The organism is Corynebacterium pseudopelargi (assembly GCF_003814005.1).
Classification (GTDB): Bacteria; Actinomycetota; Actinomycetes; order Mycobacteriales; family Mycobacteriaceae; genus Corynebacterium; species Corynebacterium pseudopelargi.
On sequence record NZ_CP033898.1, the window covers coordinates 804,171 to 830,724 of the forward strand.

Sequence of the window (26,554 nt, forward strand, 5' to 3'; positions counted from 1 at the left end):
CCGAAGGGGGAGGGGTGAATAAAAATACCTCCATCGGGCTGATTGCTTAGCAGCGCTGCGCCTTTATCTTCTACACTTTGCACCCATGCCTAGCATTCCTGCCCGCTATCAGCGGCCAATCACCGACGTCATTGCCGATACTCCTCCCGGGCTCGTGCCCTTTTCGGTGGAGTTCATGCCCCCGCGCGATGATGCGGCCGAGCAAAGGCTGTGGAATGCTGCCGTAGATTTTCACGATCTCGGTGCCGCGTTTGTATCCGTTACCTATGGTGCCGGCGGATCCAGCCGCGAGCGCACGCTGCGTGTGGCCAAGAAATTGGCGCAGCACCCCCTGACCACCCTGGTGCACCTCACCTTGGTCAACCACACCGTAGAAGAGCTACAGCAAATTCTGCGCGACTATGCCGATGCAGGCCTATCTAATCTCTTGGCCTTGCGCGGCGATCCCCCTGGTGCTGATCCTTTGGGGCCTTGGCAAAAAACTGAAGGCGGGCTGGAATACGCCAGTGACTTAATCGAGTTGGTGGAATCTTTGGATGCCACCAAACACTTTGAGGTTGGCATTGCGACGTTCCCCGAGGGGCATTTCCGCTGCGATAGCCTAGAACAAGACACTGAGATGACGGTGCGCAAACTGCGTGCCGGTGCAGAGTTTTCCATCACGCAGATGTTTTTCGACGTGGACTACTTCTTGCGCCTGCGTGATCGGCTAGTTGCCTACGATCCTGAGCAAGGCGCAAAGCCCATCATTCCGGGCGTTATGCCAATTACGAGTATCCGCAGCGTAAAGCGCCAAATTGAGCTATCCGGTGCTACGCTGCCGGATTCGCTTCGACGTCAACTACTCGAGGCAGACGAACGAGCCAAGATCACTGGTGCCGATGAGGTGCGCAAGGTGGGCATTGAGATCACCACGCAGATGGTGGACCGCCTGATCCGCGAAGGTGTGCCAGATGTGCACTTTATGACGATGAATTTTGCCCGCGCCACCCAAGAAGTGCTGCACAACTTAGGCATGGCGCCAGCGTGGGGCACCGAGCTTGGCCACGACGCTCTGCGCTAAAAGGCTCACAGCGCCCAGCAATACCAGGCAGGAAGATCTTCTCTTTGCTGGGCAAGCAGCCAGGCCAGAGCTGCGAGTTGATTTGATTAGGCAGTGAGCTGGCTGGGTGCGCGTAAAACCGCGAAGGGGCGGGGATCTCCCAGGAAGTAGAAGTTACGCAGCACATCTTCAAACCCCACAGAACGATAGAGGTTAAATGCCGCACTGCGTTCCTTGGGCACCTCTGGGGTAGAGAGCAAGATATTTGGGGTATGTACCTGATTGAGGATGTGCTGCAGCAGTGTCCTGCCAATCCCTTGGCCTTGGGCTCGGGGATGGACGTGGATTTCTGCAAGCTCAAAGTAATTGCGAAGCCATACCGCTGGTGCTTGTGTGGGGTGTGTGCCAGGGTGCTGGCGGCGGATACCTTGGCTAATTTGCCTATACCACCAGTGCTCTGGCCTGCCAATAAACCCATAGGTCACGCCAAGCAGCTCCTCGCCGCTTAAAGCGCAGGCAGCTACAAACCCGGCTTCCATCACGGCTGAACGCCAAGAATGGATCGCGCGGTTGCGAAGAGATGGCTCATAACCCATTGCCTCGATATATAGATCAACCAGCGCGGGAGCATGGGTAGAAAACGCTGCCGGTGGCAAATCGAGGATGGAATAACTCACCTCACTATCGAATCATGTTTGCTCTAGTTGCGGGTGAAGTTTTTGCGTTGGTTTGCAAACAGTATTGGCGCTGGGAGGTGCCTGCGCGCTGGCGGTGGAAGGTGCGTGCGCGCTGCTTGTTCGGCTGTTCGGATACATGGCGCTTTTTTGAGTTCGGGCGTTGTTGTCACCGTAAAAAGGGCCAGCGCTTAATGCGTGGGTGTTGAGGTGAGGGCAAGAAAAAAGCCGTGGAAGGTCTTTTCAATGTCGAACGACTGTTCTATAATGGGGCTAAGCAACTCGGAGGTTGCGTTCTAGGTTTAACTCAATCGATGCGCGCAATAGGCGCCAGATCTGAAGGGATGAAAAGGAGCGGCACTATGAACACCGTTATTTCTGCCACCACCGGATACCAGCGTCCCGGCAAGGCTGGCCAGTTGCTGGATCAATCAGCAGCGCTACAACGCGAGGCCGCCGCGATGCTCGAACGCGGCGATAACACCGTGGCGTTGGAATACGCCTATCGCGCAGCACTTCGAGTGGCAGGCGCGTGGGTTTCTCAAACTCCCATCGCCCGCCGAGTGCGTAAGCCTAAGGGTGTGTGGGCTCAATTGGAGCTCACTGGCAATGCCGGCCAAGCCTGGGCGCAAGAGTTTCAGCGGTGGTCGACGCTGCGGGCGCGCGCATCTATGGGCCTTGAGGTGGATATTGATGCAGCGAAGGTTCGCGCGTTGATGTCCCTGGTGGGGGATTTCACCCAAGCTATCGATGGGGCAGCGCCGATGGCAGCCTAATTTGCAGGAAGGCACACAGAAGCCCGAGGTGACTCAAGGGCGGTGGTGGCTATGTGGCTGCAGTAATGCTCCAGGCCTTTGGGTGGAAAGAGAAGTTTTTGGGTCAAGGACTCGGAAAAAATATGGGAGCGTGGAACTTAAACGCTACGCTGGGCGTTATATTGAAGTGAAAGCTTCTTAGCGCGTTATCTTTATTGCGATATCTGCTTGATTGCTTGCAAAAGCCGAGGCAATAAGTGCGTGTGAAGTAGCACCCCTAATACATCACCCCGGAGGCAAAAGGTGGCACTTTCAGAGCAGGAACAGCGCGCCCTGTATGAGATCGAGCGTTCCTTGATGGCTGAGGATCCGAAATTTGGCCGCTCGGTTGCCCGTGAAGGCAATGGCGGTATCGGAAACTTCACCCTTCGTGGCATTGCCGTTGTGGTGATCGGCTTGGTCATGCTGGTAGGCGGCATGGCGCTAGCGCAGTCCAACCTGATGTTTGTTGCACTCAGCGTGGTCGGCTTCCTTGTCATGTTCGGTGGTGCCGTTTGGATGCTTCGCGGCGGTGGCGGGACTGCAACTGCAAAGGCGCCCAAGAAGGCAAAGGCAAAGCCTGCAAAATCCCAGGGTGGTTTTGCCAGCAAGATGGAAGAAAACTTCAAGCGTCGTTTTGATAACTAGATCACCGCGCGCCATACAGATTTAAAGCCGCAGCCATAACGAATGGCTGCGGCTTTTGCTATGCCTGAAGCCTTCCGAAGCGCATCTTCTTCAAAGATCTCCCGCTTAGGCGCCGCTCTACGGTTTGGGCATCGCCCCGAGGCTTAGGCGTCACCCCGCGGCCTTGGTAACGCCCAACGACACAGCGCCGAACAGTACTACCCAGCGAGGGTGTGGCTCGGGGGTATGCCTCTTTATTCTGATTCCCCGGTTTTTCTCAGCGGGCTGCGGGGCAGTGGGGTGGCGTTGGCTGGTTCCCCACATTCACCCACTGGGCCAAAATCTGTCCAAATATTTCCCCACTTTCCTCCACTTCGAGCATATCTGGTGTGAAGAAAACGCATTAAAGTGGCGGCTATTAATCAATGTGACTGCTTTGGAAGCTATCTGGCACCCATGTGTTGCTTTGGGGTGAGAGGCCAATGCGCCATCCTCCCCACTTCGCCTCACGGCCATTCTTGCTGTTAAGAAGCTATATTTCTGCTGGATTTTTGAGCATAGGAGTGTTGCTCCTGTTGTTTGTGGGGGAAAGTGGGGTAAGGTGGGCGACAGTGGATCACTAGCGATAGCGATGTGGCTGGTGTGAAACGAGAAAAGATCTGGAGTCGGAGAACCTAAGGGAGGTAGGTGGCCTGCATGTTTCTTGGTACCTACACCCCAAAACTCGACGACAAAGGACGCCTCACGCTCCCGGCGAAGTTTCGCGAAGACTTAGCGGGCGGCTTGATGGTGACGAAGGGACAAGACCACAGCCTTGCTGTGTACCCCCGAGAGGAATTCGCGGCCAGGGCTCGCAAAGCGGCAGCGGTATCGCGAACGAATCCCGAGGCACGCGCGTTCATTCGTAACCTAGCCGCCAGTGCTGATGAGCAACGTCCGGACGGTCAAGGGCGCATCACGTTATCGGCCGCGCACCGCGAGTACGCGGGGTTGAGCAAAGAATGCGTCGTGATTGGTTCGGTGGACTTCCTCGAAATCTGGGATGCAGAGGCATGGAGCGCCTACCAGGAGCAGACCGAGGCAGCATTTGCCGCTGCCGAAGGCGAGTTTCTTGGCGATCTGATCTAGACAGTGCCGATGGAGTGTACGTAGGACCTCCGCTCGGGGCGCGCTCTGGTGTACTTCCCCGATATCAGAGCGCCCTCGGGTGGGGATCTGTGTGCACCCCATAACGACATTGCAACCCACAACACCCAAAGCAGAAGCGAAAAGGCAGGATCGACATGGCGCAGTCTCACACGCACCACGGTCATATCCCTGTCATGCGCGATCGCATGGGCGATCTGCTCGCGCCGCCAGTTGAGGCGATGGGCGAACGTGCGGTCATCCTGGACGGCACGCTGGGCGCCGGAGGCCACAGCGAGTACTTCTTGCAGCGTTTCCCTCAAGCCCACGTGATTGGGCTTGATCGCGATAGCCGTTCGCTTGTCGACGCCCGCGCTCGCCTTGCCCCTTTCGGTGATCGTTTTCTAGCGCTGCACTGTCGTTTTGATCAATTCGATCAACCGCTGGCCGAAGCTGCTGCTGCTGAAGAGCACCCCGCCGCCCTGCTTGCACAAGATGAAGGTTTTGCCGGTGCCCTGTTTGATCTAGGGGTGTCTTCCATGCAGCTCGACGAGGAAGACCGCGGTTTTGCCTACCGCGTGGATGCTCCTTTGGATATGCGCATGGATCCGGCAACACAACTCACCGCGGCAACGGTGCTCAATACCTATAGCCACGGAGACCTCGCCCGAGTGCTCAAGGTGTACGGCGAGGAACGTTTTGCCGGCAAGATCGCCAGCGCTGTGATCCGCGAGCGTGAAAACGAGCCCTTTAGTAGTTCCGCGCGTTTAGTGGAATTGCTCTACGCCACCATCCCCGCTGCTGCGAGGAGAAGTGGTGGGCACCCGGCTAAGCGCACATTCCAGGCGCTGCGCATCGAGGTGAATAAGGAACTCGAAAGCATCGAGCAGGCTTTGCCCGCAGTATGCAACCGCCTGGCTCCTTCAGGCAGGGCAGTGTTTATGTCCTATCAGTCCTTAGAAGACAAGCTGGTCAAGCGCTTCTTCAAAGAGATCACCACTTCGAGTTCGCCGCCGGGCTTGCCCATGGAACTACCTGGCCACGAAGCAAAATTCTCGCTGGTGACTAGGGGAGCCGAGCAGGCGTCCGAAGAAGAAATACGAGATAACCCCAGAGCTGCTTCTGTTCGCGTAAGAGCAGTAGAAGCCCGATAAGAACCCTAAACACATAAGACTCAAGCCCCATTCAGGAGCACATCATGACGATGACGCAAGGCACGCGCCGCCAGTCGAGCCACACCTCCCGCGACTTCAGCACGCATGCCTCCGTAATGGATGCGCCCACTCGTCGGGTTCGTAGTCCGCAGCCAACACCCCAGCGCCGTCGCTTCCAGCACAAGCCCGGCTCCCAGCAGGTGTTTTCCTACCGCGGGCGCCGGATCGAACAAAAGAAGGCCGATCGCGGCCTGGTTCGTTTCGTCATCACCTTGACCGTGCTCTTAGTAGTCGGCGTTGGTATTGCCATGGGGCTTTCCGGCATGACCACGGCGCAGTCGTTCAAGTTGCAAGAACTTCGAGCCACCGAATCCACGCTCGGCAATCAGATTGAAACGCTGCAACGCGATGCGGCCAATGCCAGCTCCACTGCCGAGCTGGCCAAGAAGGCAGCAGAAATGAACCTGGTGGTACCGGATCAGCCTGGTGTGTTGGCTACCGATCCAGAGGGCAACGTGGTCGAGCAGCGTCCCGCCTCGGATCTCACTCGCCCAATCGTGGATATCAATGGCGATGCCATTCGCGCCAGGGCTGCCTCGAGCAATCCTGAAAAAACTGAAGAGCTCAACGGCCAGCTCAATCCAGTTCCGAACCAATCTGCGCCGCGTTCCGGCAATACGGCACCAAATGGCGCTACGCTTGCGCCGTACCCAGGGCAGGCTCCGCAAGCACCAGCGGCACCGCCCGCAGCCGAGACAAGAGGTGAGGCTCGATAGTGGATCGCTACTCGAACGACCCCCGCGGCGGGCGCTATCCCCGAAACGCGCGTTCGGGTGACCGCCCACAGCAGACAGGAGCGGCCGAGCATGAGGCCGCTCTTCGTCGTGAAATGAATACTCGCAAGCCCAAGGCGCATGGCCAGCGCGATCTGTTGCGCCGTCGCCTCAAACTCGCCGTCACCATTGGCGTTACCTTGGCTGTTGTGCTGACCGCAAGGTTGGGTTGGGTGCAGCTTGTGTGGGGCCCGGATCTCAGCGAGAAGGCTTCCCAGCAGCGCACCCGCATCTATGTGGATCCTGCACGCCGCGGCGAGATTTCGGATGTGCGTGGCCAGCAGCTTGCCTACACAATGCAGGCGCGATCGCTTACTGCCTCTCCGGTGGTATTGCGCAAAGAGCTGCGCACGCTAGCCGATTTTGAGCTTCAAGAATCTAAAGATTATTACGACCTCAAAGAATCCGAGCGCGATGAGCGCCTCGATGCGAAGGTGAAAGAAGAAATTGAGCGCTACGCGCGTGAAATTCCTAAGGCCATTGAGCAAGCTGGCGCGTCGAATGCCGAGGTGAGCGAAAAAGACATTCTGAACAAGCTCAAGTCGGACTCCACCTACCAGGTGTTGGTGCGCAACGTCGATCCTGATGTTGCCGAGCAAATTGCCAAGGACTTCCATGGCATTGCCGCTGATATGCAAAGTATTCGCCAATACCCCAATGGTGCGATTGCCGAGAACGTCATTGGCAAGATCAGCCAAGACGGCGAAGGACAGTTCGGTTTCGAGGCCTCTAACGACGGCATCTTGGCCGGGGTAGACGGAAGAAAAACCTTCGACGTCTCACCCGACGGTGTGGTCATTCCCGGCACGATGCGAGACGAAATTCCTGCCACCAATGGTGCCAAAGTGCATTTGAGCCTTGACTTGGATCTGCAAACCTATGTGCAGCAGCAGGTGGAACAAGCGGTGGCAAATTCTGGCGCCAAGAGTGCTTCGGCCGTGGTGCTCGATGCCAAGACCGCCAAGGTGATGGCAATGGCAAATTCGGCCACGATCAACCCCAATGGGGATATTGAAAAGCAGCTCGAACGCGGCAAGACCTTTGCCAACACCACGATCTCTGCTCCCTTTGAGCCTGGATCGGTAGCAAAGGTGATTACCGCAGCCGGTGCCATTGAAGATAAAAAGACAACACCCGATGAGGTGCTCCAGGTTCCCGGCAGCATCGATATGGCCGGTGTGAATGTGCGCGACGCCTGGGTCCACGACGTTGCGCCCTATACCACCACGGGTGTGTTTGGTAAGTCTTCCAATGTTGGCACACTGATGCTCGCGGAGCGCTTGGGCGAACAGCGCTTTAATGATCTGCTGCTGAAATTCGGTATCGGCCAAACCACGGGCATCGAATTGCCCAGCGAATCGGCTGGTCTTTTGCCCAATTTGTCGCAGTGGTCGGGCGGTACCTTTGCCAACCTGCCCATCGGGCAGGGCATGTCTTGGACCTTGCTGCAGATGGCCGGGGTGTATCAGGCCATCGCCAATGACGGTGAGCGCATCGAACCGAGAATCGTTGATCATGTAGAAGATGCCTCTGGTGCCGTGGTGGAACAGCCAGAACCAGAAAAGGTGCAAGTGGTCTCGCCCGCTACGGCTCGCACCGTGCGCGATATGTTCCGCTCCGTGGCTCAAAGCGATCCTTCGGGGCTGCAACAGGGCACAGGCCCCCAGGCCGCCATCGATGGCTACCAGGTATCGGGTAAGACGGGTACGGCCCAGCAGGTAGACCCCAATACGGGCGCATATTCTAATTCGAACTATTGGATCACCTTCGCCGGCATCGCACCGGCAGATAACCCCCGATATGTTGTGGCCATCATGTTGGATCAGCCTCAGCGCGGTGTCCACGGCGAAGGTGGGCAATCGGCTGCGCCGCTGTTCCACGGTATTGCTTCGTGGCTGCTCAATAGGGATAATGTGCCGCTTTCCCCGCCGCCAGAAGGCCAATTGGTGCTGGAGGCACGCTAATGCGTGGTGCGATAGAAAAGGGCACGGCAGGTGCTAGCCTTGACACTTTCGGCTGTAAGTGTCAAAAGAACGTTGTTGAAGGGAGCAAGGCATGAACATGCGGGTAGCTGAAGTGGCGCGCATCGCCGGTGGCACCGTGCATGGTGATGGAGATGTGCTGGTCCACGGCATCGGATTGGATTCCCAAGAGCTGGCACCAGGCGCCCTGTTTGCCGCGCTGCCTGGCACTCGTAACCACGGCGCCCGCTTCGCGGCAGATACCCCGGCTGCGGCCATCCTCAGCGATGCTCAAGGCTTTGAGCTTTTGGCACAAGCTGGCGAACAGCGCCCGGTGATCGTGGTGGAAGATATCCGAGCCATCCTCGGCCAGGTTTCCTCAGCGCTCTACAACAATCCCTCCCAGCACCTTTGCGTGATTGGCATTACCGGCACCTCTGGTAAAACCACCACGAGCTACCTGCTCGAGGCCGGGCTCATGCATGCCGGCCTGCACGTAGGGCTGATCGGCACCACCGGCACCCGCATCAACGGCACGAAGGTTCCCACGCAACTGACCACGCCAGAAGCCCCGAAGCTGCAAGAGCTTTTTGCCCGCATGGTGGAACAGGGTGTGACGCATGTGGTGATGGAAGTGTCTTCTCACGCCCTGGCATTGGGGCGCGTGGGTGGCACCAAATTTGATGCGGCAGGGTTTAGCAACCTCACCCAAGACCATCTCGATTTCCACCCCACGATGGAAGATTATTTCGAGACGAAGGCAAAGCTTTTTGATCCATCGAGTGAGCTCAGCCCTGAGAAGTCGGTGATCTGTATCGATGATGAATGGGGTCAGGCCATGTTCGCTCGCGCCAAGCATCCTTGGGCGTTGGCGTCGAAAAGCTCCCAAGAAGGCGATGTAGTAGCCAACTACTTTGTAGAAGACGCCCAAACCAACGATGCAGGCACGCAGCACTTCACGCTGAATGCTCGTGGCCGGCGCATTGCTGTGGATCTGAACATGCCGGGGGCATTTAATATCACCAATGCCAGCTTGGCTATTGCTCTGGCTGATGCTGTGGGCGTGGATGCAGACGTGGTGGCTGAAGGTTTAGCCACAGTCGGCGTGCCCGGACGTATGCAGCGAATCGATGCAGGTCAAGACTTTATTGCGGTGGTGGATTATGCCCACAAGCCTGCAGCGGTGGCCGCGGTGCTCGATACCATTCGTGCTCAAACCCCTGGGCGAGTAGCAGTGGTGTTAGGTGCTGGCGGTAATCGTGATGCCTCCAAGCGCGCGTTGATGGGTGAAGCTGCAGCCAGCAGGGCTGATTTGCTGATCGTCAGCGACGATAACCCGCGTGATGAGGATCCATCGCAGATCCGAGCTGCCATTATGGAAGGCGCTGAAGCTGTAGATGATGGCGCGCAGATTGTAGAAGAAGGCGATCGTTTCGCAGCCATCCGCAAGGCCGTTCAGTGGGCCACGCCGGGTGATGCCATCGTGGTGGCCGGCAAAGGCCACGAGGTGGGCCAGTTGATTCGCGGCGTACAGCACCACTTTGATGATCGTGAAGCTCTCGAGCTCGCCATCACCGAGATGCTGCAATCTCAGCCGAACACCGAAGACCCAAGCAATCAAGCAGGCGATAACGCATGATCCCCCTCGACTTAGCCAGCATTGCTCAGGCTTGTGGTGGCACCCTGAGCGCTGATGCCACCGGCAATGAGCTTATAAGCGGCAAGGTGGAATTTGATTCCCGCAAGATTAGCCAGGGCGATCTGTTTGTTGCCCTGCACGGCGCGCGCGTCGACGGCCACGACTTCGCCCAATCAGTGATGCAAGCCGGTGCGGCAGGCGCGCTGGTGTTTCGCGATGTTGGCGTGCCTGCGGTCATTGCCGCCAAGGTGGAGCAGACGGGTTCTAATGCTTATGCCACAGCGCATGACAGCACTGGTGCTGCAGCCAGCGTGATCGCGGCGATGAGCTCATTGGCCCGCTATGTATGCGATCAGCTCACCCCTGAGCTTTGCGTGGTGGGAGTCACCGGCTCGGCAGGAAAGACCTCGGCCAAAGACATGATGGCCAGCATCTTTTCTGCACAAGCCCCCACGGTGGCACCGCCTGGTTCTTTTAATAATGAAATCGGCCACCCCTACACAGTGCTGCGCTGTGATGCAGATACTCGCTTTTTAGTCAGCGAGCTTTCTGCCAGGGGAGTAGGCCATATTCGAGCACTTACCCAGGTTGCTCCGCCGCGCATCGGCGTGGTGCTCAATGTGGGTTCTGCCCACCTTGGCGAGTTCGGATCTCAAGCAACCATCGCCAAAGCCAAAGGCGAATTAGTAGAGGCACTGCCAGCCGATGGCGTTGCCGTATTAAATGCCGACGATCCGCTTGTAGCCGCGATGGCCTCGCGCACCAAGGCGAAGGTGTGCACCTTCGGCACCGCCGATAACGCCACTGTTCGAGCCAGCGACATTCGCCTCAATGCCCAGGCACAACCGGCTTTCCACCTGCACACACCTGAAGGTGAGGCCGAGATCCAGCTCAACGTCTCCGGTGAGCACCAAGTGTGGAATGCACTTGCTGCCATTGCAGCAGCGCTTGCAGCCGGCGTGGAGCTTGCTACCGCCGTTGATGCAATCCAAGCGCACCGGAATGCCTCGGCCCACAGGATGGATGTGCGCCACCGCGCCGATGGGCTCACCGTGATCGATGATGCCTACAACGCCAACGCCGAATCCATGCGCGCAGGCATCCGTGCCGCGGTGAGCACAGCCCAAGCCAATAAGGGAAAAGCCATTGCAGTGCTTGGCCCGATGGGGGAGTTGGGCGAGGATTCCTCCGAAGAACACGAGCGGCTTGGAAAAGAGCTGGCCTGCCTTGGCATAGACAAGTTGGTGGTCGTTGGTGATCAACCAGACGCCCAAGCCCTAGCTCGCGGTGCAGGAGCATTGACTGAAGCTGTGACGCAGACGCCTGAGCAGGCTGCGGGTGTCGTCGAAAAGCTAGCTGGCTCACACGATACGGTGTTGGTCAAGGCTTCCAATGCATTTCAACTTTGGCGTGCGGCCGATGCTTTGATGGCCAATCACGCGACTAATGAAGCTCAACAGGAACAATCCGAACTGCAGGTGAATGACAAGTGACCCAAATCATCATCGCTGCCGCTGTGGCGCTGCTGGTATCGGTGCTGCTAACCCCGGTGCTGATCAAACGCTTTAGCGCCGAGGGGATCGGCCAGGAAATCCGTGAGGAAGGGCCGAAATCTCACCTGCGCAAACGCGGCACCCCAACGATGGGCGGCATCGCCATTATCACCGCAATCTCGGTGGCCTACCTGGTCACGGGCATTTATGGCGAGCTCACCCACCAGGGTGGTTTTAGCGCAACCGGTGCCGTGGTGATGTTCTTGATGCTCGCACTCGGCGGTTTGGGCTTTGCCGATGACTTCATCAAACTCTACAAAGGCCGCAACCTCGGGCTGAATAAAAAAGCCAAGCTCATCGGCCAATTCGCCGCAGCGATGATCTTCGGCGTGCTCATTTTGCAATTCCCCGATGAAAACGGCCTGACCCCCGGTTCCACGCACCTGAGCTTCTTGCGCGATATCGGAAGCTGGGATCTCGCCGTGGGCCCGACCATCATCGGCATCGTCGTATTCCTGGCTTTCATTTACATTCTTGTCTCTGCCTGGTCTAATGCCGTGAACCTCACCGATGGCCTCGACGGCCTGGCTGCTGGCACCACCGGCATCGTCATGGGCGTGTACACCCTGATCACCTTCTGGCAGTACCGAAACGCCTGCACCGCCGGTGCTGAGCCGGGCTGCTACAACGTGCGTGACCCGCTCGACCTCGCCATTTTGGCCGCCGCGGGCATGGGCGCCTGCGTGGGCTTTTTGTGGTGGAACGCCGCCCCGGCCCAAATCTTCATGGGCGATACCGGTTCCTTGGCGCTCGGCGGCTTGGTCGCTGGCATCTCGGTAACCTCGCGCACCGAGCTATTGATGATCGTGGTTGGCCTGCTCTTCGTGCTGGAGGCGGCCTCTGTGGTGATCCAAGTGGCCAGCTTTAAAACGACCGGCAAGCGCGTGTTTAAGATGGCGCCGCTGCATCACCATTTCGAGCACATCAATTGGGCCGAAACCACCGTGGTGATCCGCTTCTGGCTGCTTGCAGGGCTGTTCGGCATGATCGGCATCGCCATTTTCTACGGCGAGTGGCTCTCCCTGGCGGGGGTATAAGCCATGGCATCCTCACTGCTTGAAGGCAAAATCATCGTCGCCGGTGCCGGCATTTCCGGTATCGGCACAGCACGGCTATTACAAAAGGTCGAAGCACATTTCGAGCTTGTCGACGCCTCCCCAGAAGCCCTCGAACGTGCCCAGGGGATCCCCACTGCCCTCATCGGGCCAGACACCCTTGAAGGCGCCTCGCTGGTAGTGACCTCGCCGGGTTGGCGCCCAGACTCGCCACTGCTGCTCGAGGCAGCCCAACGCGAGATCCCGGTCATTGGCGATGTTGAGCTTGCCTACCGCCTTGATCGCGATGGTGCCTTTGGCAAGCCGCGCACCTGGATGGTGGTAACCGGAACAAATGGCAAAACCACCACCACCGCCATGCTGGCTGCGATGATGCAAGCCGGCGGCTTCGAGGCTCAAGCCGTAGGCAATATCGGTGTGTCTATCGCCGAGGCACTGCTTGGCCCTCGCATTGATGTGCTCGTTGCAGAACTCTCTAGCTTCCAACTGCACTGGGCACCAACCCTGGTGCCTGATGTGGGCGTATTGCTCAACCTTGCCGATGATCACATTGATTGGCACGGCAGCTTCGAGGCATACGCGCAGGCCAAGGCCAAAGTTTTGGCAGCACCTATTCATATTGCCGGTATTGAAGATCCAGCCGTAGCCGAGCTCGCAGATGATCGCAGCATTGGTTTTCGCCTGGAGGCGCCTCAAGCCAATGAGCTTGGGGTGCTCAACGGCATGCTGGTTTCTCGCGCTTTCGGCGATTCCAATCTTCCGCTGGCACCAACCGAGGGGATCCAACCTCCAGGGCCTGCCGGTATTGCCGATGCCTTGGCAGCGGCTGCAGCAGCTCGCTCCCAGGGGGTAAGCCCCGAAGCAATTGCCCAGGCCTTGCAAGAGTTCCAGGTTGCAGGCCACCGCGGCCAGCGGGTGGAAAACGAAGGCGGTGTTGTGGCGGTGGATAACTCCAAGGCCACCAACCCCCATGCTGCCGACGCTGCGCTTGCGGGCTTTGAGTCCATCATTTGGATTGCTGGTGGCCAGCTCAAGGGCGCAAGCGTAGAAGAGCTGGTGCGCAACCACGCCGATCGCCTCAAAGCGGCAGCGCTGCTTGGTGTGGACCGCGAAGAAATTGCAGCACAGTTGCGTGCGCACGCACCAGGTGTAGAGATCATGTGCACCGCATCGACCGATCCCGATAAGGCGATGGGTGAGGTAGTGGGGTTCGCCCTTTCTAGGTATGAGGATTCCGACGCCATCGTGCTGGCACCTGCAGCAGCCAGCTTGGACATGTACACCAGCATGGCGCAGCGCGGTGACCTCTTTGCCTATTACATTCAAGCATTGAGCAAGTCAGCCAGATAGATCTTGAGGAGACACCATGGCACAGGGGTTGAACACCATTGCAAAGGCTGTTGGTTCGCGCCTGCGTGAAACCAGGCGCCGCCCCCTGGCCGATTACTACATCCTGATCATCGTCATCGGGCTGCTCACCGTCATCGGTGTGACACTGGTGGCCTCGAGTTCCATGACGTGGTCGATCTCGGCTGGCGGCAGCGCATGGACTACTGCGCTGCGTCAAACCATCATGGTGATCCTCGGTTTGGGTGCCGGTTGGCTTGCCTTGAGGGTCCCACCGGGTGCGGTGCGCCGCATGGCCTTGCCATTTTTGGTCGTGTCTGTGGCCTTGCTCATTTTGGTGCTCACCCCGCTTGGCACCGGTTATGAGCAGGTGGGTTCCCAATCCTGGCTGGTGTTAGGTCCGCTTTCTTTTCAGCCTTCTGAGGTAGCCCGTATTGCCATCGCCATTTGGGGCGCGAGCTTTCTAGCCAATGGCGAACCGGGCACCAAGGAATTCAATCGCCGCATGTACTGGTTCCTTGGCGTCAGCCTTGCCATGTGTGGCTTGATCGCCATGGAGCACGACACCGGCATGGCCGTGACCTTCCTCATCGTGGTGTTTGCCGTATCAGTCTTCGCCGGCCTGGATGGGCGCATGGTGTGGGGCACCGTCATCGCCGCCTTCGGCGCAATCGTGATGGTCTCCGTTGGCGGTGGCTACCGCAGCGACCGCATCGCGGTGTATTTCGATGCCCTCTTCGGGCGTTTCGACGACACCTCCGGTAAGGCATACCAGTCCTATCAGGGCTTCCTTTCGCTTGCCGACGGTTCCCTCACCGGCCTGGGCCTAGGCCAATCACGCGCCAAGTGGTTCTACTTGCCGGAGGCAAAAAACGACTTCATTTTCGCCGTGGTGGGCGAGGAGCTCGGCTTTGTTGGCGCCGCCGTCATCGTTGGACTATTCGCCACCCTAGGCGTGGTGGGATTCCGCACCGCCAAGCGCTGCTCCAACATGTACCTCTCACTGCTCGCCGGTGCGCTTACCGCATCGGTGGTGGTGCAGGCCTTTGTCAACATGGCCTATGTGGTGGGGCTTGTGCCGGTGACCGGTATTCAGCTCCCACTGATCTCCGCCGGTGGTACCTCGGCCATTATTACGCTCACGGCCATGGGCCTGTTGCTTAGCTGTGCACGCCATGAGCCAGAGGCAATCTCTGCCATGCGCTCTTATGGCAGGCCAACCCTTGACAGGCTTGTTGGTTTACCTGAGCCCTCATTAGAAGGCATCTCTGCGAGCAAATCGGTCCGCGCCAAGGCAGCTTCTTCTGCTTCTGGCAGCAGGCAAGAGGCTCGGCGCAGGCCAGCACCAAGCCGCGAAGCAGGAAGAACGCGCCCGCAGCGTGTTACCCCGGAGCGGGTAAATCCACGTCGCAGCCAGGCCCGCCCGGGTGCTGAGAGCGCCCAAGATACAGCTTCGGGCAATCGCTCGCGCCGATCCGAAGGTGGCGCTGGTAGCCTGAATAACCGTTCACGGGGGCAACGCCCCGCCCCACATCGCGACCGCAGGAGGCGCTAGATGCAACACAGGAAGATCGTCGTTGCAGGCGGAGGAACCGCAGGCCATATCGAGCCAGCCATGGCAGTAGCAGAAGCGCTTCGCGAGCGCGGCTTTGAAGTGATTGCCCTTGGTACCGAACGAGGCCTAGAAACCACCATCGTGCCCGAACGAGGCTTCGAGCTGGCCCTTATCCAACCAGTGCCAGTGCCGCGCAAGCTCAACATGGATCTACTCCGTTTACCGCGTCGCGTATGGAAGGCCATGCGCCAATCGCGCGAGGTGCTCAAGCAGGCCGATGTCTTGATCGGCTTCGGTGGCTATGTGGCAGCACCTGCCTATATCGCAGCAAGGTCCTTGCGCATGCCAATGCTGGTGCACGAGGCCAATGCTCGCGCCGGTATGGCCAATAAGCTCGGCGTGTGGCTTGGCGGCATGGGGCTTAATGCCGCGCCGGATTCGGGCATGAAAGGCGAAGTCGTAGGCATTCCCATCCGCAACATGGAAGATCCCGATGCCAAAGACCGCGCCCTAAAGCTTTGGGGCCTGGATCCGCAGCGTCCCGTGGTGTTAGTCACCGGTGGTTCTCAAGGTGCGGCCTCTATTAACTCGGCTGTTGCCGAAGGTTTGGATCGGGTACTCGAGCAAGGCGTGCAGGTACTGCACTCCTATGGCAAGAAAAACACTGCCCCTCAAGCGCGCGAGGGCTATGTGCCTGTGCCGTATATCGAGGACATGGCTGCAGCCTATGCCATTGCCTCGCTGGTGGTCTGCCGCGCTGGTGCCATGACGGTGGCAGAAAATACCGCGGCCGGTGTGCCAGCGGTGTATGTGCCCCTGCCGCACGGCAATGGCGAACAAGGCCTCAATGCCTTGCAGGTTGTGCAAGCTGGCGGGGCGCAGTTGGTAGAGGACCAAGAATTCGACGGCACGGCTTTTGCAGACTACGTCACCGGAATCTTGGGTGATGATTCGCTTCGCGCAAGCATGGCCAAGCAGACCAAAGAAAGCGTTGGCGCGAATGCCGCAGAGCATATCGCCGACATGGTCGTGCATATCACCAGCGAAGACTAATCAACGCCAGATCCCAGCAAGATTGCCCCTAGAACGTTGCAAACAACAGCGTTTGACCCCCAGGATGAAGGACACCCCAAGCTCATGATCGACCTCAGCCGCGTGCACATGATCGGTATCGGCGGTGCAGGCATGTCGGGCGTTGCCCGCATTTTGCTCGCCCGTGGTGCCACCGTATCTGGCTCCGACGTCAAAGATTCTCGCCCGCTGCTGGCCTTACGTTCCATGGGAGCCAAGATTGCGGTGGGCCACGCCAAGGAAAATCTCGAACTCTGCGGCGAGCTGCCCACGGTCGTGGTCACTTCCTTTGCCGCGATTCCTCAGTACAACCCTGAGCTGGTGGCTGCGCGAGACGCCGGCATTCCCGTGATCCGACGCTCCGATCTTCTAGGCGAGCTCATGGAGGGCTACCAGCAGGTGCTCATTGCTGGTACCCACGGCAAAACTTCCACCACTTCGATGACGGTTGTGGCGATGCAGGCTGCAGGGCTTGATCCCAGCTTTGCCATTGGTGGCCAATTAAATAAGGCCGGCACCAACGCCCATCACGGCACCGGCAGCGCTTTCGTGGCGGAAGCCGATGAATCTGATGCTTCCTTGTTGCGCTACAAGCCCTCGGTTGCGGTGGTGACCAATATCGAGCCGGATCACTTGGATTATTTCCGTTCCGAAGACGCCTACTTCAAGGTATTTGAAGATTTCGCCGAGAGGATCGTCGAAGGGGGATCCCTGGTGGTCTGCTTGGATGATCCCCACGCGGCGGCCTTGGGCGAGCGCTTTAAAGACAAGATCAATGTGCTAGGTTATGGCACCAGTGAGGCAGCGAGCCGCCATCCCGAGCTTGCCCACACGGTGGTGGAGTCCATGCAGGTAGAAGCAGCAGGAACCCGCTGTGCCTTGCGCGTGGGGGAGCAGCACACCGAAGTGTTGATGCGCATTCCTGGTACCCACATGGTGCTCAATGCCGCAGCAGCGCTCACCGCTGGTGTGCTGGCTGGCGGCAACTTGGAGGAGCTGGCTCAGGGTATTTGTGATTTTTCTGGTGTGCGCCGTCGCTTCGAATTCCATGGTGAAGTAAGCCAGGGCCGCGCCAAGCGTGCCTTGGTCTACGACGATTACGCCCACCATCCCACTGAGGTCGAGGCGGTGCTCCGCGCAGCCCGTGAGCGCCAGGAGGCCATTGGTGGCGGCAAGATCATTGCCGTATTCCAACCTCACCTGTATTCGCGCACCATCGAGTTTGCTGATGAGTTCGCCCAAGCACTTTCGCTTGCCGACGCCGCCGTGGTGCTCGACATCTACGGCGCCAGGGAGGAGCCGGTAGAAGGAGTGAGCTCGCGGATCATCACCGAGTCGATGACGATCCCGACCGTATTCGAGCCCACCTTCTTAGATGTGCCCGAACGCGTGGCAGAGATTGCAGAAGAACGAGACATGATTTTGACCATCGGTGCTGGCAGCGTGACCATGCTTGCCGATGAGATTTTGAAGCGTTTGAAGGAAGCCTAATGTCGAAGCGGGTATGGCTTAGCCTCGTGCTGCTGGTGCTAGTAGCAGCCATCCTGGCGGCGATAGCGTGGTTTTCTCCGCTGTTTGTGGCCAACAACGTTAAAGTTGAGGGCAATCAGCGCAGCAGCGTGGAAGAAATTGAGCAAGCCGCTGATATCCCAAGTGACGCTAAGCTTCTGCCGCTTTCAAGCAAGCAGGTGGCTACCCGAGTAAGCCAATTGCCGTGGGTGGCCAAGGTCTCTGTGCATAAGCAACTGCCCGATACCGTCGTCATCGAAGTATCGGAGCATCAGCCTGTTGGCTACATCGATAAATCCGATGGGCACCACATCTTCAACGCCGAGGGCACGGTGTTTTTGATCAGCGATGATCCTGCTGGCGCCACCAAGGTTGTTGGTGATGACCAAGCCTCCCAGGAGGCCGCTGCCGAGGTGCTTGCAGCTATTGATCCTGCTCAACGGGAAAGAATCGCCGAGATCGAGGCCAATAACCCCAACGCCATTTCGCTGAAGTTGGACAATGGCCACACCATTTTCTGGGGTTCTTTAGACAACACTCACAATAAGGCCGTGGCGATGAAGGCGGCGTTGAGCCGCGAGGAACAATTCGTTGATATCAGTGCCGCTCCCGATATTGCGGTGCGCTAAAACCGCAGGTCAAAAGTCTCAAGTAGAAGTTTAGGGTCTCGACACGCGGGAAAATGTCCGCCACATTTTGCTCCGCGTCGTTCAAGATGGTTGTAATGCATCGCCAACCCAGGGTCGTTTCCAGTGGCGGTGAGACGCATAGCTAGCAATAAACTTGTACAAAGAAAGGCGAGCCTCGCTCATGACTTCCCCAGATAACTACCTCGCCGTCATAAAGGTCGTCGGTGTCGGCGGCGGTGGCGTCAATGCTGTTGACCGCATGATCGAAGAAGGCCTCAAGGGCGTGGAGTTCATCGCCGTGAACACCGACTCCCAGGCCCTTATGTTCTCCGACGCCGACGTCAAGTTGGATATCGGACGCGAAGCCACCCGTGGCCTCGGCGCGGGCGCCAACCCCGAGGTTGGCCGCACCTCCGCAGAAGACCACAAATCCGAGATCGAAGAAACCCTCAAGGGTGCCGACATGGTCTTTGTTACCGCAGGCGAAGGCGGCGGCACCGGCACCGGCGCGGCCCCTGTGGTTGCCAGCATTGCTAAGAAGATGGGCGCGCTGACCGTTGGTGTTGTTACCCGCCCCTTCAACTTTGAAGGCAAGCGCCGCACCCGCCAGGCCATGGAGGGCATCCAGGCGCTGCGCGAGGTATGCGACACCCTCATCGTGATCCCCAACCAGCGTCTGCTGGAAATGGGCGATCCTGATCTGACCATGGATGAAGCCTTCCGCGCTGCAGACCAGGTGCTCTACAACGGTGTGCAGGGTATTACGAACCTCATCACCATCCCCGGCATGATCAACGTCGACTTCGCAGACGTTCGCTCCGTGATGGCCGATGCCGGCTCCGCGCTCATGGGCGTTGGTTCTGCTTCTGGCGATAACCGCGTATTTGAGGCAGCCCAGCAAGCGATCAACTCGCCATTGCTGGAGGCCACCATGGAAGGCGCTACCGGCGTGCTGCTTTCCGTTGCAGGTGGTTCCGATCTTGGCCTGCAGGAAGTCAACGATGCATCCAGCATGATTTCCGAGCTTGCCGACGACGACGTGAACCTCATCTTCGGTACGATCTTCGACGATAACCTCGGCGATGAAGTTGTCGTTACCGTCATTGCCACCGGCTTTAATGGTGTAGAAAACAAGCTTCCCTCCAAGAAGGAGCCAGAGCAGGCAGCGCCTTCGCCTACTCCCGCACCGGAGTCGAGCTCCTTGTTCCAGCAGGACGAGGTGCCAAGCCCCCGTCATGCACTCAGCGATGAAGATCCGCAGCGCTATGAGGCTTCCCGCCAGGAGCCACAGCGTGGCGATTCGCGCGAACACTACGGTTCTCGCTCCGGTCTGTTTACCAACCGCGAGGAACGCCGCGATACCTACAGCGATCGCTATAACCGCGGTGACGAAGACGATATCGACGTCCCGGACTTCCTCCGTTAATACATGAGCACTGGAAACGACCGCCCCGTCCGCAAGGTATTTAGCACCAAAGCGGGCGGGGTCTCGCTTAAGCCCTATGCCTCATTCAATCTGGCAACCCATGTTGGTGACGATCCAGAGCATGTGGCGGCCAATCGTGAGCGCCTGCAAAGAATCCTCGATCTGCCAAAGATCCAGTGGATGGAGCAAATCCACTCGAACACCGTGCAGGTAGTAGAGCAGTATCAGCCCGAGCCAATCGAGGCCTGCGACGCCATCGTGAGCACGCTCAGGGGCGTTGGCCTTGGGGTGCTGGTGGCAGATTGCGTGCCGATTTTGCTTTCTGACCATCACGCCGGAGTAATCGCGGCAGTCCATGCTGGGCGTATGGGTGCTAGAAATGGCATCGTGCCGGCCACGGTGCGCACCATGGTGGAATTAGGGGCAAAGGCTGAAGATATCCACGCCCTGCTCGGCCCTGCGGCCTCAGGCAGCAACTATGAGGTGCCGGAGCCAATGGCTAGGGATGTAGAACAGCACCTGCCGGGATCGATGGTTCGAACCAAGGCCGGTACTACCGGTTTGGATCTGCGACGTGGCCTTGTAGTGCAGCTCTATGGGCTAGGGGTGCGCAATGTGTACTCGGACCCTCGCTGCACCATCGAGGATGAGACGTTCTTTTCCTACCGTCGAGAAGGCACGACCGGCCGCCAGGCGGGTGTGGTGTGGTTGCCCGAGCAAGCAAGCGAAAAGATTCACTAAAAGTTTGATCTTTTCACCGTGTCATTCGCGCAACTTCGCCTGCATGGCGGTTAGGTTTTAAAGCAAGCAGCAACGCTTGAACTGAGCAAAAGCAACACACACACTTTTTTCAAAGAAGCAGTTCACCCAGCAGGTGAACACCGAAAGGGACACAGATGTCATTTGTGAAGAGGACCAAGGAATTCTTCGGGCTCGATAACGAGGCCGTGGCCTATGAAGAGGATGCCTACTACGGCGAGCCTCGCTACGAGCACACCTCGAGCTACGCTCCAGAGCGTTCCTACGACCGCTATGAGGCTTATGATCGCCGAGATGCACGCGCGGCATACCCTTCTTCGATTGTGAACATCACCGCTCACTCCTACAGCGATGCAAAGCGCGTGGGTGAGGCTTTCCGCGATGGTGACGCCATCGTGCTGGATCTGCGCGACCTGCCTCGCGATGAAGCAAAGCGTTTTGTGGATTTCTCTGCTGGTCTGGTCATGGCAGTCGATGGTGATCTGTGGAAGCTGGACAACATGGTGTTCGGTCTTCGTCCTCCGCAGGCAGAAGATCTTAACCAAGACGATCTTCGTCGCTCTGCTCGCGTGCACTAATCACCGAGAAGGTTTTTCCAAACCTCAAGAGCTTCTGCTGTAACGAGCATCCCCCATCACCTGCTGTGCGAGTGTCCCTCAGCGCTAAAAAGAAGGTGGTGGGGGATTGCTCATGTAGAATGCCGGTGTTCAGCTAATAGAAATAGAAATCGTGGGAACCTCGTGAGTCTAGTTTTTGACATCCTGATTCTGCTCCTCACCATCTACACCTGGATCTTAATTGCGCGCATTTTAATTGAGATGATCCAGTCCTTTTCGCGCCGCTTTACCGCGCCGCGTTGGTTTATGGTGATTGCCGAATTCTTCTTCGTGCTCACCGATCCGCCGGTGCGTCTGCTGCGTCGTTGGATTCCGCCGCTGCGTCTTGGGCAAGTTGCGTTAGACGTTTCCATCCTGGTGTTGTTCTTCGGAATCCAGCTTTTGATCATCTTGCTGCGTGTGCTGCAAGCACAATTTATATAAGGTTGAGCTTGAACCTGAGGTATGCGGAGGTTTTTAATTATCCGCGACCTGGGCTTTTCTAAGTTTTTCTAGGTAATTTGCCTGTCAATGTAGGAAAGCACCAGGAAGGTTCGCTAAACTTTCAGTGGAAACAACTAGATGTAGTGATACGTGGTTGCCTAACCGAGTATCAGTGCACAATATTTGATGAATTTTGTGCAAAGTTCCCACAATCTTCCGGTTGTGCGATATTTTGGACAAAGACACATATTGTTCCTGGGCGTTGCCTGGGAGCGAAGAACCATCTCGAAGGGAAGAGCTCCATGCCGCTGACTCCAGCCGATGTGCATAACGTCGCTTTTAGTAAGCCACCGATCGGCAAGCGCGGATACAACGAGGACGAGGTTGACCAGTTCCTTGACCTGGTTGAGGACACGCTTGCGGAGATCCAGGAAGAAAACGAGGACCTCCGTCAGCAGGTTGAGGAGCTGAAGGCAGAATCGGGCCAGTCGGCTCCCGCGCCTGTTCGTACCGCTGCCTCCGCCGACGAGTCCAAGATCCGCGAGGAAATCGAGGCTTCGCTCAAGGCCGAGTACGAAGGCAAGCTTGCCGACGCCCGCCGCGCCGCAGAGCAGGCACAGGGCGAACTTGCCAGTGCCCGCAAGGAACTGAAGTCGGCTCAGGAAGAGGCTCGTCGCGCTAAGTCTTCGAGCGCTCAGCCACAGGCCGCTGCTGCAGCAGCACCGGTTGCCAATGATGAGCCGGCCAGCGCCGAGACTCACATGCAGGCCGCCAAGGTGCTCTCGCTTGCCCAAGAGATGGCCGATCGCCTCACCTCCGATGCGCGCAGCGAGTCCGACTCCATGCTCACTGAGGCCCGTGAGGCCGCAGATAAGCGCGTCCGCGAGGCCGTGGAGCGTGCCAAGCGCACCGTCGAAGAAGCAGAGCAGAAGGCACACGCACAGCTTTCCGACGCAAAGCAGCGCTCCGAGACCATGGTTTCTGAGGCCAAGCAGAAGTCCGAAAAGACCATCGCCGATGCCAATGCTCAGGCTGAGGCTCAGGTACGTAAGGCCGAAGACAAGGCTAACGCCCTGCAGGCAGATGCCGAGCGCAAGCACACCGAGATCATGGCTACCGTGAAGCAGCAGCAAAATGCGCTTGAAACCCGCATCGCAGAGCTGCGCACCTTCGAGCGTGAGTACCGCACTCGCCTCAAGACCCTCCTGCAAAGCCAGTTGGAGGATCTTGAAAGCCGCAGCACCTCCGCACCTGAAGGTCGCTAATCACAAGCCCTAAGGCTTCCTAGAAGCAGCCCCGCCGAAGAAGGTGGGGCTGCTTTCTTTTTCCTTGGCGCTGAAACAATGAGGCCAAGATGCGCTATAGTGTGTGACCGTATGGCTTTGATCCGGCAATCACCGGGGAGCCTTCGGAAGAAACCTCGAGGCCTTTATGGCTTCACACCGGGGGAGTAGAACCGAACGGGTGGGACCGTCATCTCCTTCATAACGAAGCGGAGTAGCTTGCACTACTCAAGCAGGGTGGTACCGCGTGGGAAACCGCGTCCCTGCCAACAAATACGAAGTTATGAAGGAGCACGTTATGGGTGATGTTGGCAGCGTATATCCGCGCGTAGATATGACGGGTGGATCTTCCAAGTTCCCTGATATGGAACGCGAAGTGCTGGATTATTGGAAGCAAGACGATACTTTCCAGGCAACGATCGATAACCGCAAGGGCAATAAGGAATACGTCTTTTATGACGGCCCTCCCTTTGCCAACGGCCTGCCACACTATGGCCACCTGCTTACCGGCTACGTCAAAGATATTGTTCCTCGCTACCAAACCATGCGCGGCTACATGGTGCCCCGCGTCTTTGGTTGGGATACCCACGGCCTTCCAGCAGAGCTCGAGGCCGAAAAGCAGCTCGGCATCAAGGACAAGGGCGAAATCGAGCAAATGGGTTTGGCCAAGTTCAATGATTACTGCGCTACCTCGGTGCTCCGCTACACCAAGGAGTGGGAAGAATACGTCACCCGGCAGGCACGCTGGGTGGACTTTGAGCACGGCTACAAGACCATGGATCCCGGCTATATGGAATCGGTGATCTGGGCCTTTAAGCAGCTTTACGAAAAAGGCCTGGTGTACCAAGGCTTCCGCGTTCTGCCATATTCCTGGGCCGAGCACACCCCACTTTCTAACCAGGAAACGCGTCTGGACGACTCTTATAAGATGCGCCAAGACCCAACGCTTACCGTGACCTTCCCCATCACTGGGGTAAAAGAAGGTGCGGCAGCCGATGAGGATCTCGTGGGAGCACTCGCGCTTGCGTGGACCACGACTCCCTGGACCTTGCCTTCCAACCTCGCCCTTGCCGTCAACCCAGAGGTTGAATACGTACTGCTGGCTCCGGGTGCGGGTTGCGTCGACAAGCTTGAAGGCCAGCGAGTGTTGCTGGCGCAGGCACTTGTTGGGCAATACGCCAAGGAACTCGGCGATTATGAGTTGCTACAAACGCTCAAAGGTAGCGAGCTTGTAGGCCTCGAATACCAGCCGATCTTTGATTACTTCAAGGATCAGCCCAACGCCTTCCAAATCTTGGCAGCCGATTACGTCACCACCGAAGACGGTACGGGCATCGTGCACCAGGCACCGGCGTTTGGTGAAGACGATATGAACACCTGTAAAGAGGCCGGCATCGACGTGGTGATCCCGGTGGATCTCGATGGCAAATTCACCAACGAGGTGCCTGAATATGCCGGTTTGCTCGTGTTTGATGCCAATAAAGACATCATTCGTGACCTCAAAGCCGCCGGCAGGGTAGTGCGCCACCAAACCATCGAGCACTCCTACCCCCACTCCTGGCGCTCCGGTGAACCGCTGATCTACATGGCGCTGCCTTCTTGGTTTGTCAACGTGACAAAGATCCGCGAGCGCATGGTCGAGCTCAACCAGGAAATCGAGTGGATGCCCGAGCACATCCGCGATGGCCAATTTGGTAAGTGGCTTGAAAATGCCCGCGACTGGAACATCTCCCGTTCGCGCTACTGGGGCTCACCCATCCCGGTGTGGGTATCGGATAACGATGAGTACCCGCGCGTGGATGTCTATGGTTCGCTCGACGAGCTGGAGCAAGACTTTGGTGTGAGGCCAAAGAACCTCCACCGCCCCTACATTGACGAGCTCACCCGCCCGAACCCTGATGATCCAACGGGCAAGTCCACCATGCGTCGCGTGCCCGACGTGCTCGACGTGTGGTTCGACTCAGGCTCCATGCCCTTTGCGCAGTTCCACTATCCCTTCGAGAACAAGGAGTTCTTCGAAGAGCACAACCCGGCAGATTTCATTGTCGAATACATCGGCCAGACCCGCGGCTGGTTCTACCTGCTGCACGTGCTCTCTGTGGCGCTGTTTGATCGCCCAGCGTTTAAGAAGGTCGTAGCCCACGGCATCGTGCTCGGCGATGACGGGCTGAAGATGAGCAAGTCTAAGGGCAATTACCCCAACGTCAATGAGGTCTTCGACCGAGACGGCTCCGATGCGATGCGCTGGTTCCTCATGTCCAGCCCCATCCTTCGCGGCGGCAACCTCATCGTTACGGAGCAGGGCATCCGCGAGGGCGTGCGCCAGGCATTGCTGCCCATGTGGAACGCCTATTCCTTCTTGCAGCTCTATTCCTCCAAGCCTGCTCAGTGGTCGGTGGATTCCACCAACACCCTGGATCGCTACATCTTGGCCAAGCTGCACGACCTGGTGGCAAACACCACCGAGGCTTTGGATAACACCGATATTGCTCGGGCTTGCGACGAGGTGCGTTGGTTCTGCGATGCCATGACCAACTGGTATGTGCGCCGTTCCCGCGAGCGTTTCTGGGAAGGCGACCAGGCACACCCCGAGGCCTTCAACACCTTGTACACGGTGCTTGAAACCCTCACCCGCGTTGCAGCTCCGCTGCTGCCGATGGCAACCGAGGTGATCTGGCGTGGTCTCACCGGTGGGCGTTCTGTGCACCTGCAGGATTACCCCAATGCCGAAGACTTCCCGGCAGACGACGCCCTGGTGGCCGCCATGGACGATGTGCGCAAGGTGTGCTCGGCAACCAGCAGCATCCGCAAGGCAAATAAGCTGCGCAACCGCCTGCCGCTGGCCAAGCTCACCGTGGCGCTGCCTCAAGCCGAGCGCCTCGAGCCCTTCAAGGCCATCATCGGTGATGAAGTCAACGTCAAGGAAGTGGTGCTTACCTCCGATGTTGATGCTGTGGGCCGTTTCGAGGTGGCCGTCAATGCCAAGGTGGCAGGGCCGCGCTTGGGCAAGGATGTGCAAAAGGCCATCAAGGCAGTCAAGTCCGGCAACTATGAGCGCCGCGGCGACGTGGTGCTAGCCGATGGCATCGAATTGCGCGAAGGGGAATTTAGCGAGCGCCTCGTTGCTGCGAACCCCGATCACACCGCCCGCATCGATGGTGTGGATGGGCTCGTGGTGCTCGACCTTGAGGTCACCGAGGAGCTCGAGGCAGAAGGCTGGGCTGCCGACGTGGTGCGCGGATTGCAAGATGCGCGCAAGGTCAAGGGCTTTGCAGTCTCCGATCGCATTGAGGTGGTGTTGGTGGCCGATAAGGTTGAGTGGGCCAAGCGCCACCAAGACATGATTGCCAAGGAAGTGCTTGCCACCTCCTTCGAGGTGCTAGGTGCAGACAGCCCTGCAGGCGAGCAGGACATCATCCCTGGCGTCAGCGCTACCTTGCACAAGGTATAGCCTGCTTCGATATTGTGTTCGACCCAG

Annotated in this window: 23 protein-coding genes; 22 read left to right on the forward strand and 1 reads right to left on the reverse strand. The window is 58.1% G+C overall.

Annotated features, from left to right (window positions below):
- Positions 1–85: 85 nt before the first annotated feature.
- A complete protein-coding gene (locus CPPEL_RS03850; RefSeq protein ID WP_123959901.1) occupies positions 86–1,063 on the forward strand; it encodes a methylenetetrahydrofolate reductase in 978 nt (325 codons plus the stop codon).
- Positions 1,064–1,149: 86 nt separating this feature from the next.
- Here the strand turns inward: CPPEL_RS03850 and CPPEL_RS03855 are convergent, their stop codons facing one another.
- Positions 1,150–1,719, reverse strand: a complete 570-nt coding sequence (locus CPPEL_RS03855) for a GNAT family N-acetyltransferase (protein ID WP_245990501.1) — start codon at positions 1,717–1,719, stop codon at positions 1,150–1,152.
- 359 nt (positions 1,720–2,078) lie between these two features.
- On the opposite strand from CPPEL_RS03855, the gene CPPEL_RS03860 reads away from it, so the two are divergent.
- The 21 genes from CPPEL_RS03860 to ileS all read left to right on the forward strand — a co-directional run bounded on the left by CPPEL_RS03860 (position 2,079) and on the right by ileS (position 26,527).
- On the forward strand, positions 2,079–2,492 hold the full coding sequence (locus tag CPPEL_RS03860) for an SAV_6107 family HEPN domain-containing protein (protein ID WP_123959902.1): 414 nt from the start codon (positions 2,079–2,081) through the stop codon (positions 2,490–2,492).
- A gap of 53 nt (positions 2,493–2,545) precedes the next feature.
- Entirely contained in the window at positions 2,546–2,662 is a 117-nt protein-coding gene (locus CPPEL_RS11410; protein ID WP_123959903.1) for a hypothetical protein, read from the forward strand.
- Between the two features lie 112 nt (positions 2,663–2,774).
- Positions 2,775–3,158, forward strand: a complete 384-nt coding sequence (locus tag CPPEL_RS03870; protein ID WP_123959904.1) for a DUF3040 domain-containing protein — start codon at positions 2,775–2,777, stop codon at positions 3,156–3,158.
- A 675-nt stretch (positions 3,159–3,833) separates the two neighbouring features.
- Entirely contained in the window at positions 3,834–4,265 is a 432-nt protein-coding gene (gene mraZ, locus CPPEL_RS03875) for a division/cell wall cluster transcriptional repressor MraZ (RefSeq protein ID WP_123959905.1), read from the forward strand.
- Positions 4,266–4,420: 155 nt separating this feature from the next.
- Positions 4,421–5,416: a 16S rRNA (cytosine(1402)-N(4))-methyltransferase RsmH gene (gene rsmH / locus CPPEL_RS03880; RefSeq protein WP_123959906.1), complete on the forward strand. Its 996-nt coding sequence runs from the start codon at positions 4,421–4,423 to the stop codon at positions 5,414–5,416.
- Between the two features lie 44 nt (positions 5,417–5,460).
- Positions 5,461–6,192: a cell division protein FtsL gene (gene ftsL, locus CPPEL_RS03885; RefSeq protein WP_245990502.1), complete on the forward strand. Its 732-nt coding sequence runs from the start codon at positions 5,461–5,463 to the stop codon at positions 6,190–6,192.
- 113 nt (positions 6,193–6,305) lie between these two features.
- Positions 6,306–8,213 carry a peptidoglycan D,D-transpeptidase FtsI family protein gene (locus tag CPPEL_RS03890; RefSeq protein ID WP_123961212.1) on the forward strand — a complete coding sequence of 636 codons (1,908 nt, stop codon included), beginning with the start codon at positions 6,306–6,308 and terminating at the stop codon, positions 8,211–8,213.
- Between the two features lie 91 nt (positions 8,214–8,304).
- Positions 8,305–9,849, forward strand: a complete 1,545-nt coding sequence (locus CPPEL_RS03895) for a UDP-N-acetylmuramoyl-L-alanyl-D-glutamate--2,6-diaminopimelate ligase (RefSeq protein ID WP_123959907.1) — start codon at positions 8,305–8,307, stop codon at positions 9,847–9,849.
- A complete protein-coding gene (locus CPPEL_RS03900; RefSeq protein WP_123959908.1) occupies positions 9,846–11,342 on the forward strand; it encodes a UDP-N-acetylmuramoyl-tripeptide--D-alanyl-D-alanine ligase in 1,497 nt (498 codons plus the stop codon). The genes CPPEL_RS03895 and CPPEL_RS03900 overlap by 4 nt, the downstream gene beginning before the upstream one ends.
- The gene (mraY, locus tag CPPEL_RS03905; protein WP_123959909.1) at positions 11,339–12,439 is read left to right on the forward strand and encodes a phospho-N-acetylmuramoyl-pentapeptide-transferase; all 1,101 of its coding nucleotides are present in this window, start codon (positions 11,339–11,341) and stop codon (positions 12,437–12,439) included. Before CPPEL_RS03900 ends, mraY begins: the two co-directional genes overlap by 4 nt.
- 3 nt (positions 12,440–12,442) lie before the next feature.
- On the forward strand, positions 12,443–13,807 hold the full coding sequence (gene murD, locus CPPEL_RS03910; protein WP_123959910.1) for a UDP-N-acetylmuramoyl-L-alanine--D-glutamate ligase: 1,365 nt from the start codon (positions 12,443–12,445) through the stop codon (positions 13,805–13,807).
- Between the two features lie 16 nt (positions 13,808–13,823).
- Entirely contained in the window at positions 13,824–15,359 is a 1,536-nt protein-coding gene (locus CPPEL_RS03915) for an FtsW/RodA/SpoVE family cell cycle protein (RefSeq protein WP_123959911.1), read from the forward strand.
- Positions 15,360–16,412 carry an undecaprenyldiphospho-muramoylpentapeptide beta-N-acetylglucosaminyltransferase gene (gene murG, locus CPPEL_RS03920; protein WP_123959912.1) on the forward strand — a complete coding sequence of 351 codons (1,053 nt, stop codon included), beginning with the start codon at positions 15,360–15,362 and terminating at the stop codon, positions 16,410–16,412.
- A gap of 84 nt (positions 16,413–16,496) precedes the next feature.
- On the forward strand, positions 16,497–17,921 hold the full coding sequence (gene murC, locus CPPEL_RS03925; RefSeq protein WP_123959913.1) for a UDP-N-acetylmuramate--L-alanine ligase: 1,425 nt from the start codon (positions 16,497–16,499) through the stop codon (positions 17,919–17,921).
- Positions 17,921–18,568: a cell division protein FtsQ/DivIB gene (locus tag CPPEL_RS03930; RefSeq protein ID WP_123959914.1), complete on the forward strand. Its 648-nt coding sequence runs from the start codon at positions 17,921–17,923 to the stop codon at positions 18,566–18,568. The genes murC and CPPEL_RS03930 overlap by 1 nt, the downstream gene beginning before the upstream one ends.
- A 181-nt stretch (positions 18,569–18,749) precedes the next feature.
- On the forward strand, positions 18,750–19,994 hold the full coding sequence (ftsZ, locus tag CPPEL_RS03935; protein ID WP_123959915.1) for a cell division protein FtsZ: 1,245 nt from the start codon (positions 18,750–18,752) through the stop codon (positions 19,992–19,994).
- Positions 19,995–19,997: 3 nt separating this feature from the next.
- Positions 19,998–20,735 carry a peptidoglycan editing factor PgeF gene (gene pgeF / locus CPPEL_RS03940; RefSeq protein ID WP_123959916.1) on the forward strand — a complete coding sequence of 246 codons (738 nt, stop codon included), beginning with the start codon at positions 19,998–20,000 and terminating at the stop codon, positions 20,733–20,735.
- A gap of 155 nt (positions 20,736–20,890) precedes the next feature.
- Complete coding sequence (locus CPPEL_RS03945) at positions 20,891–21,331, forward strand: cell division protein SepF (RefSeq protein WP_123959917.1); 441 nt, start codon at positions 20,891–20,893, stop codon at positions 21,329–21,331.
- Between the two features lie 162 nt (positions 21,332–21,493).
- Positions 21,494–21,793, forward strand: a complete 300-nt coding sequence (locus CPPEL_RS03950; protein WP_123959918.1) for a YggT family protein — start codon at positions 21,494–21,496, stop codon at positions 21,791–21,793.
- Positions 21,794–22,095: 302 nt separating this feature from the next.
- A complete protein-coding gene (locus tag CPPEL_RS03955; protein ID WP_123959919.1) occupies positions 22,096–23,058 on the forward strand; it encodes a DivIVA domain-containing protein in 963 nt (320 codons plus the stop codon).
- Between the two features lie 316 nt (positions 23,059–23,374).
- A complete protein-coding gene (ileS, locus tag CPPEL_RS03960; protein WP_123959920.1) occupies positions 23,375–26,527 on the forward strand; it encodes an isoleucine--tRNA ligase in 3,153 nt (1,050 codons plus the stop codon).
- The last annotated feature ends 27 nt before the right edge of the window (positions 26,528–26,554 follow it).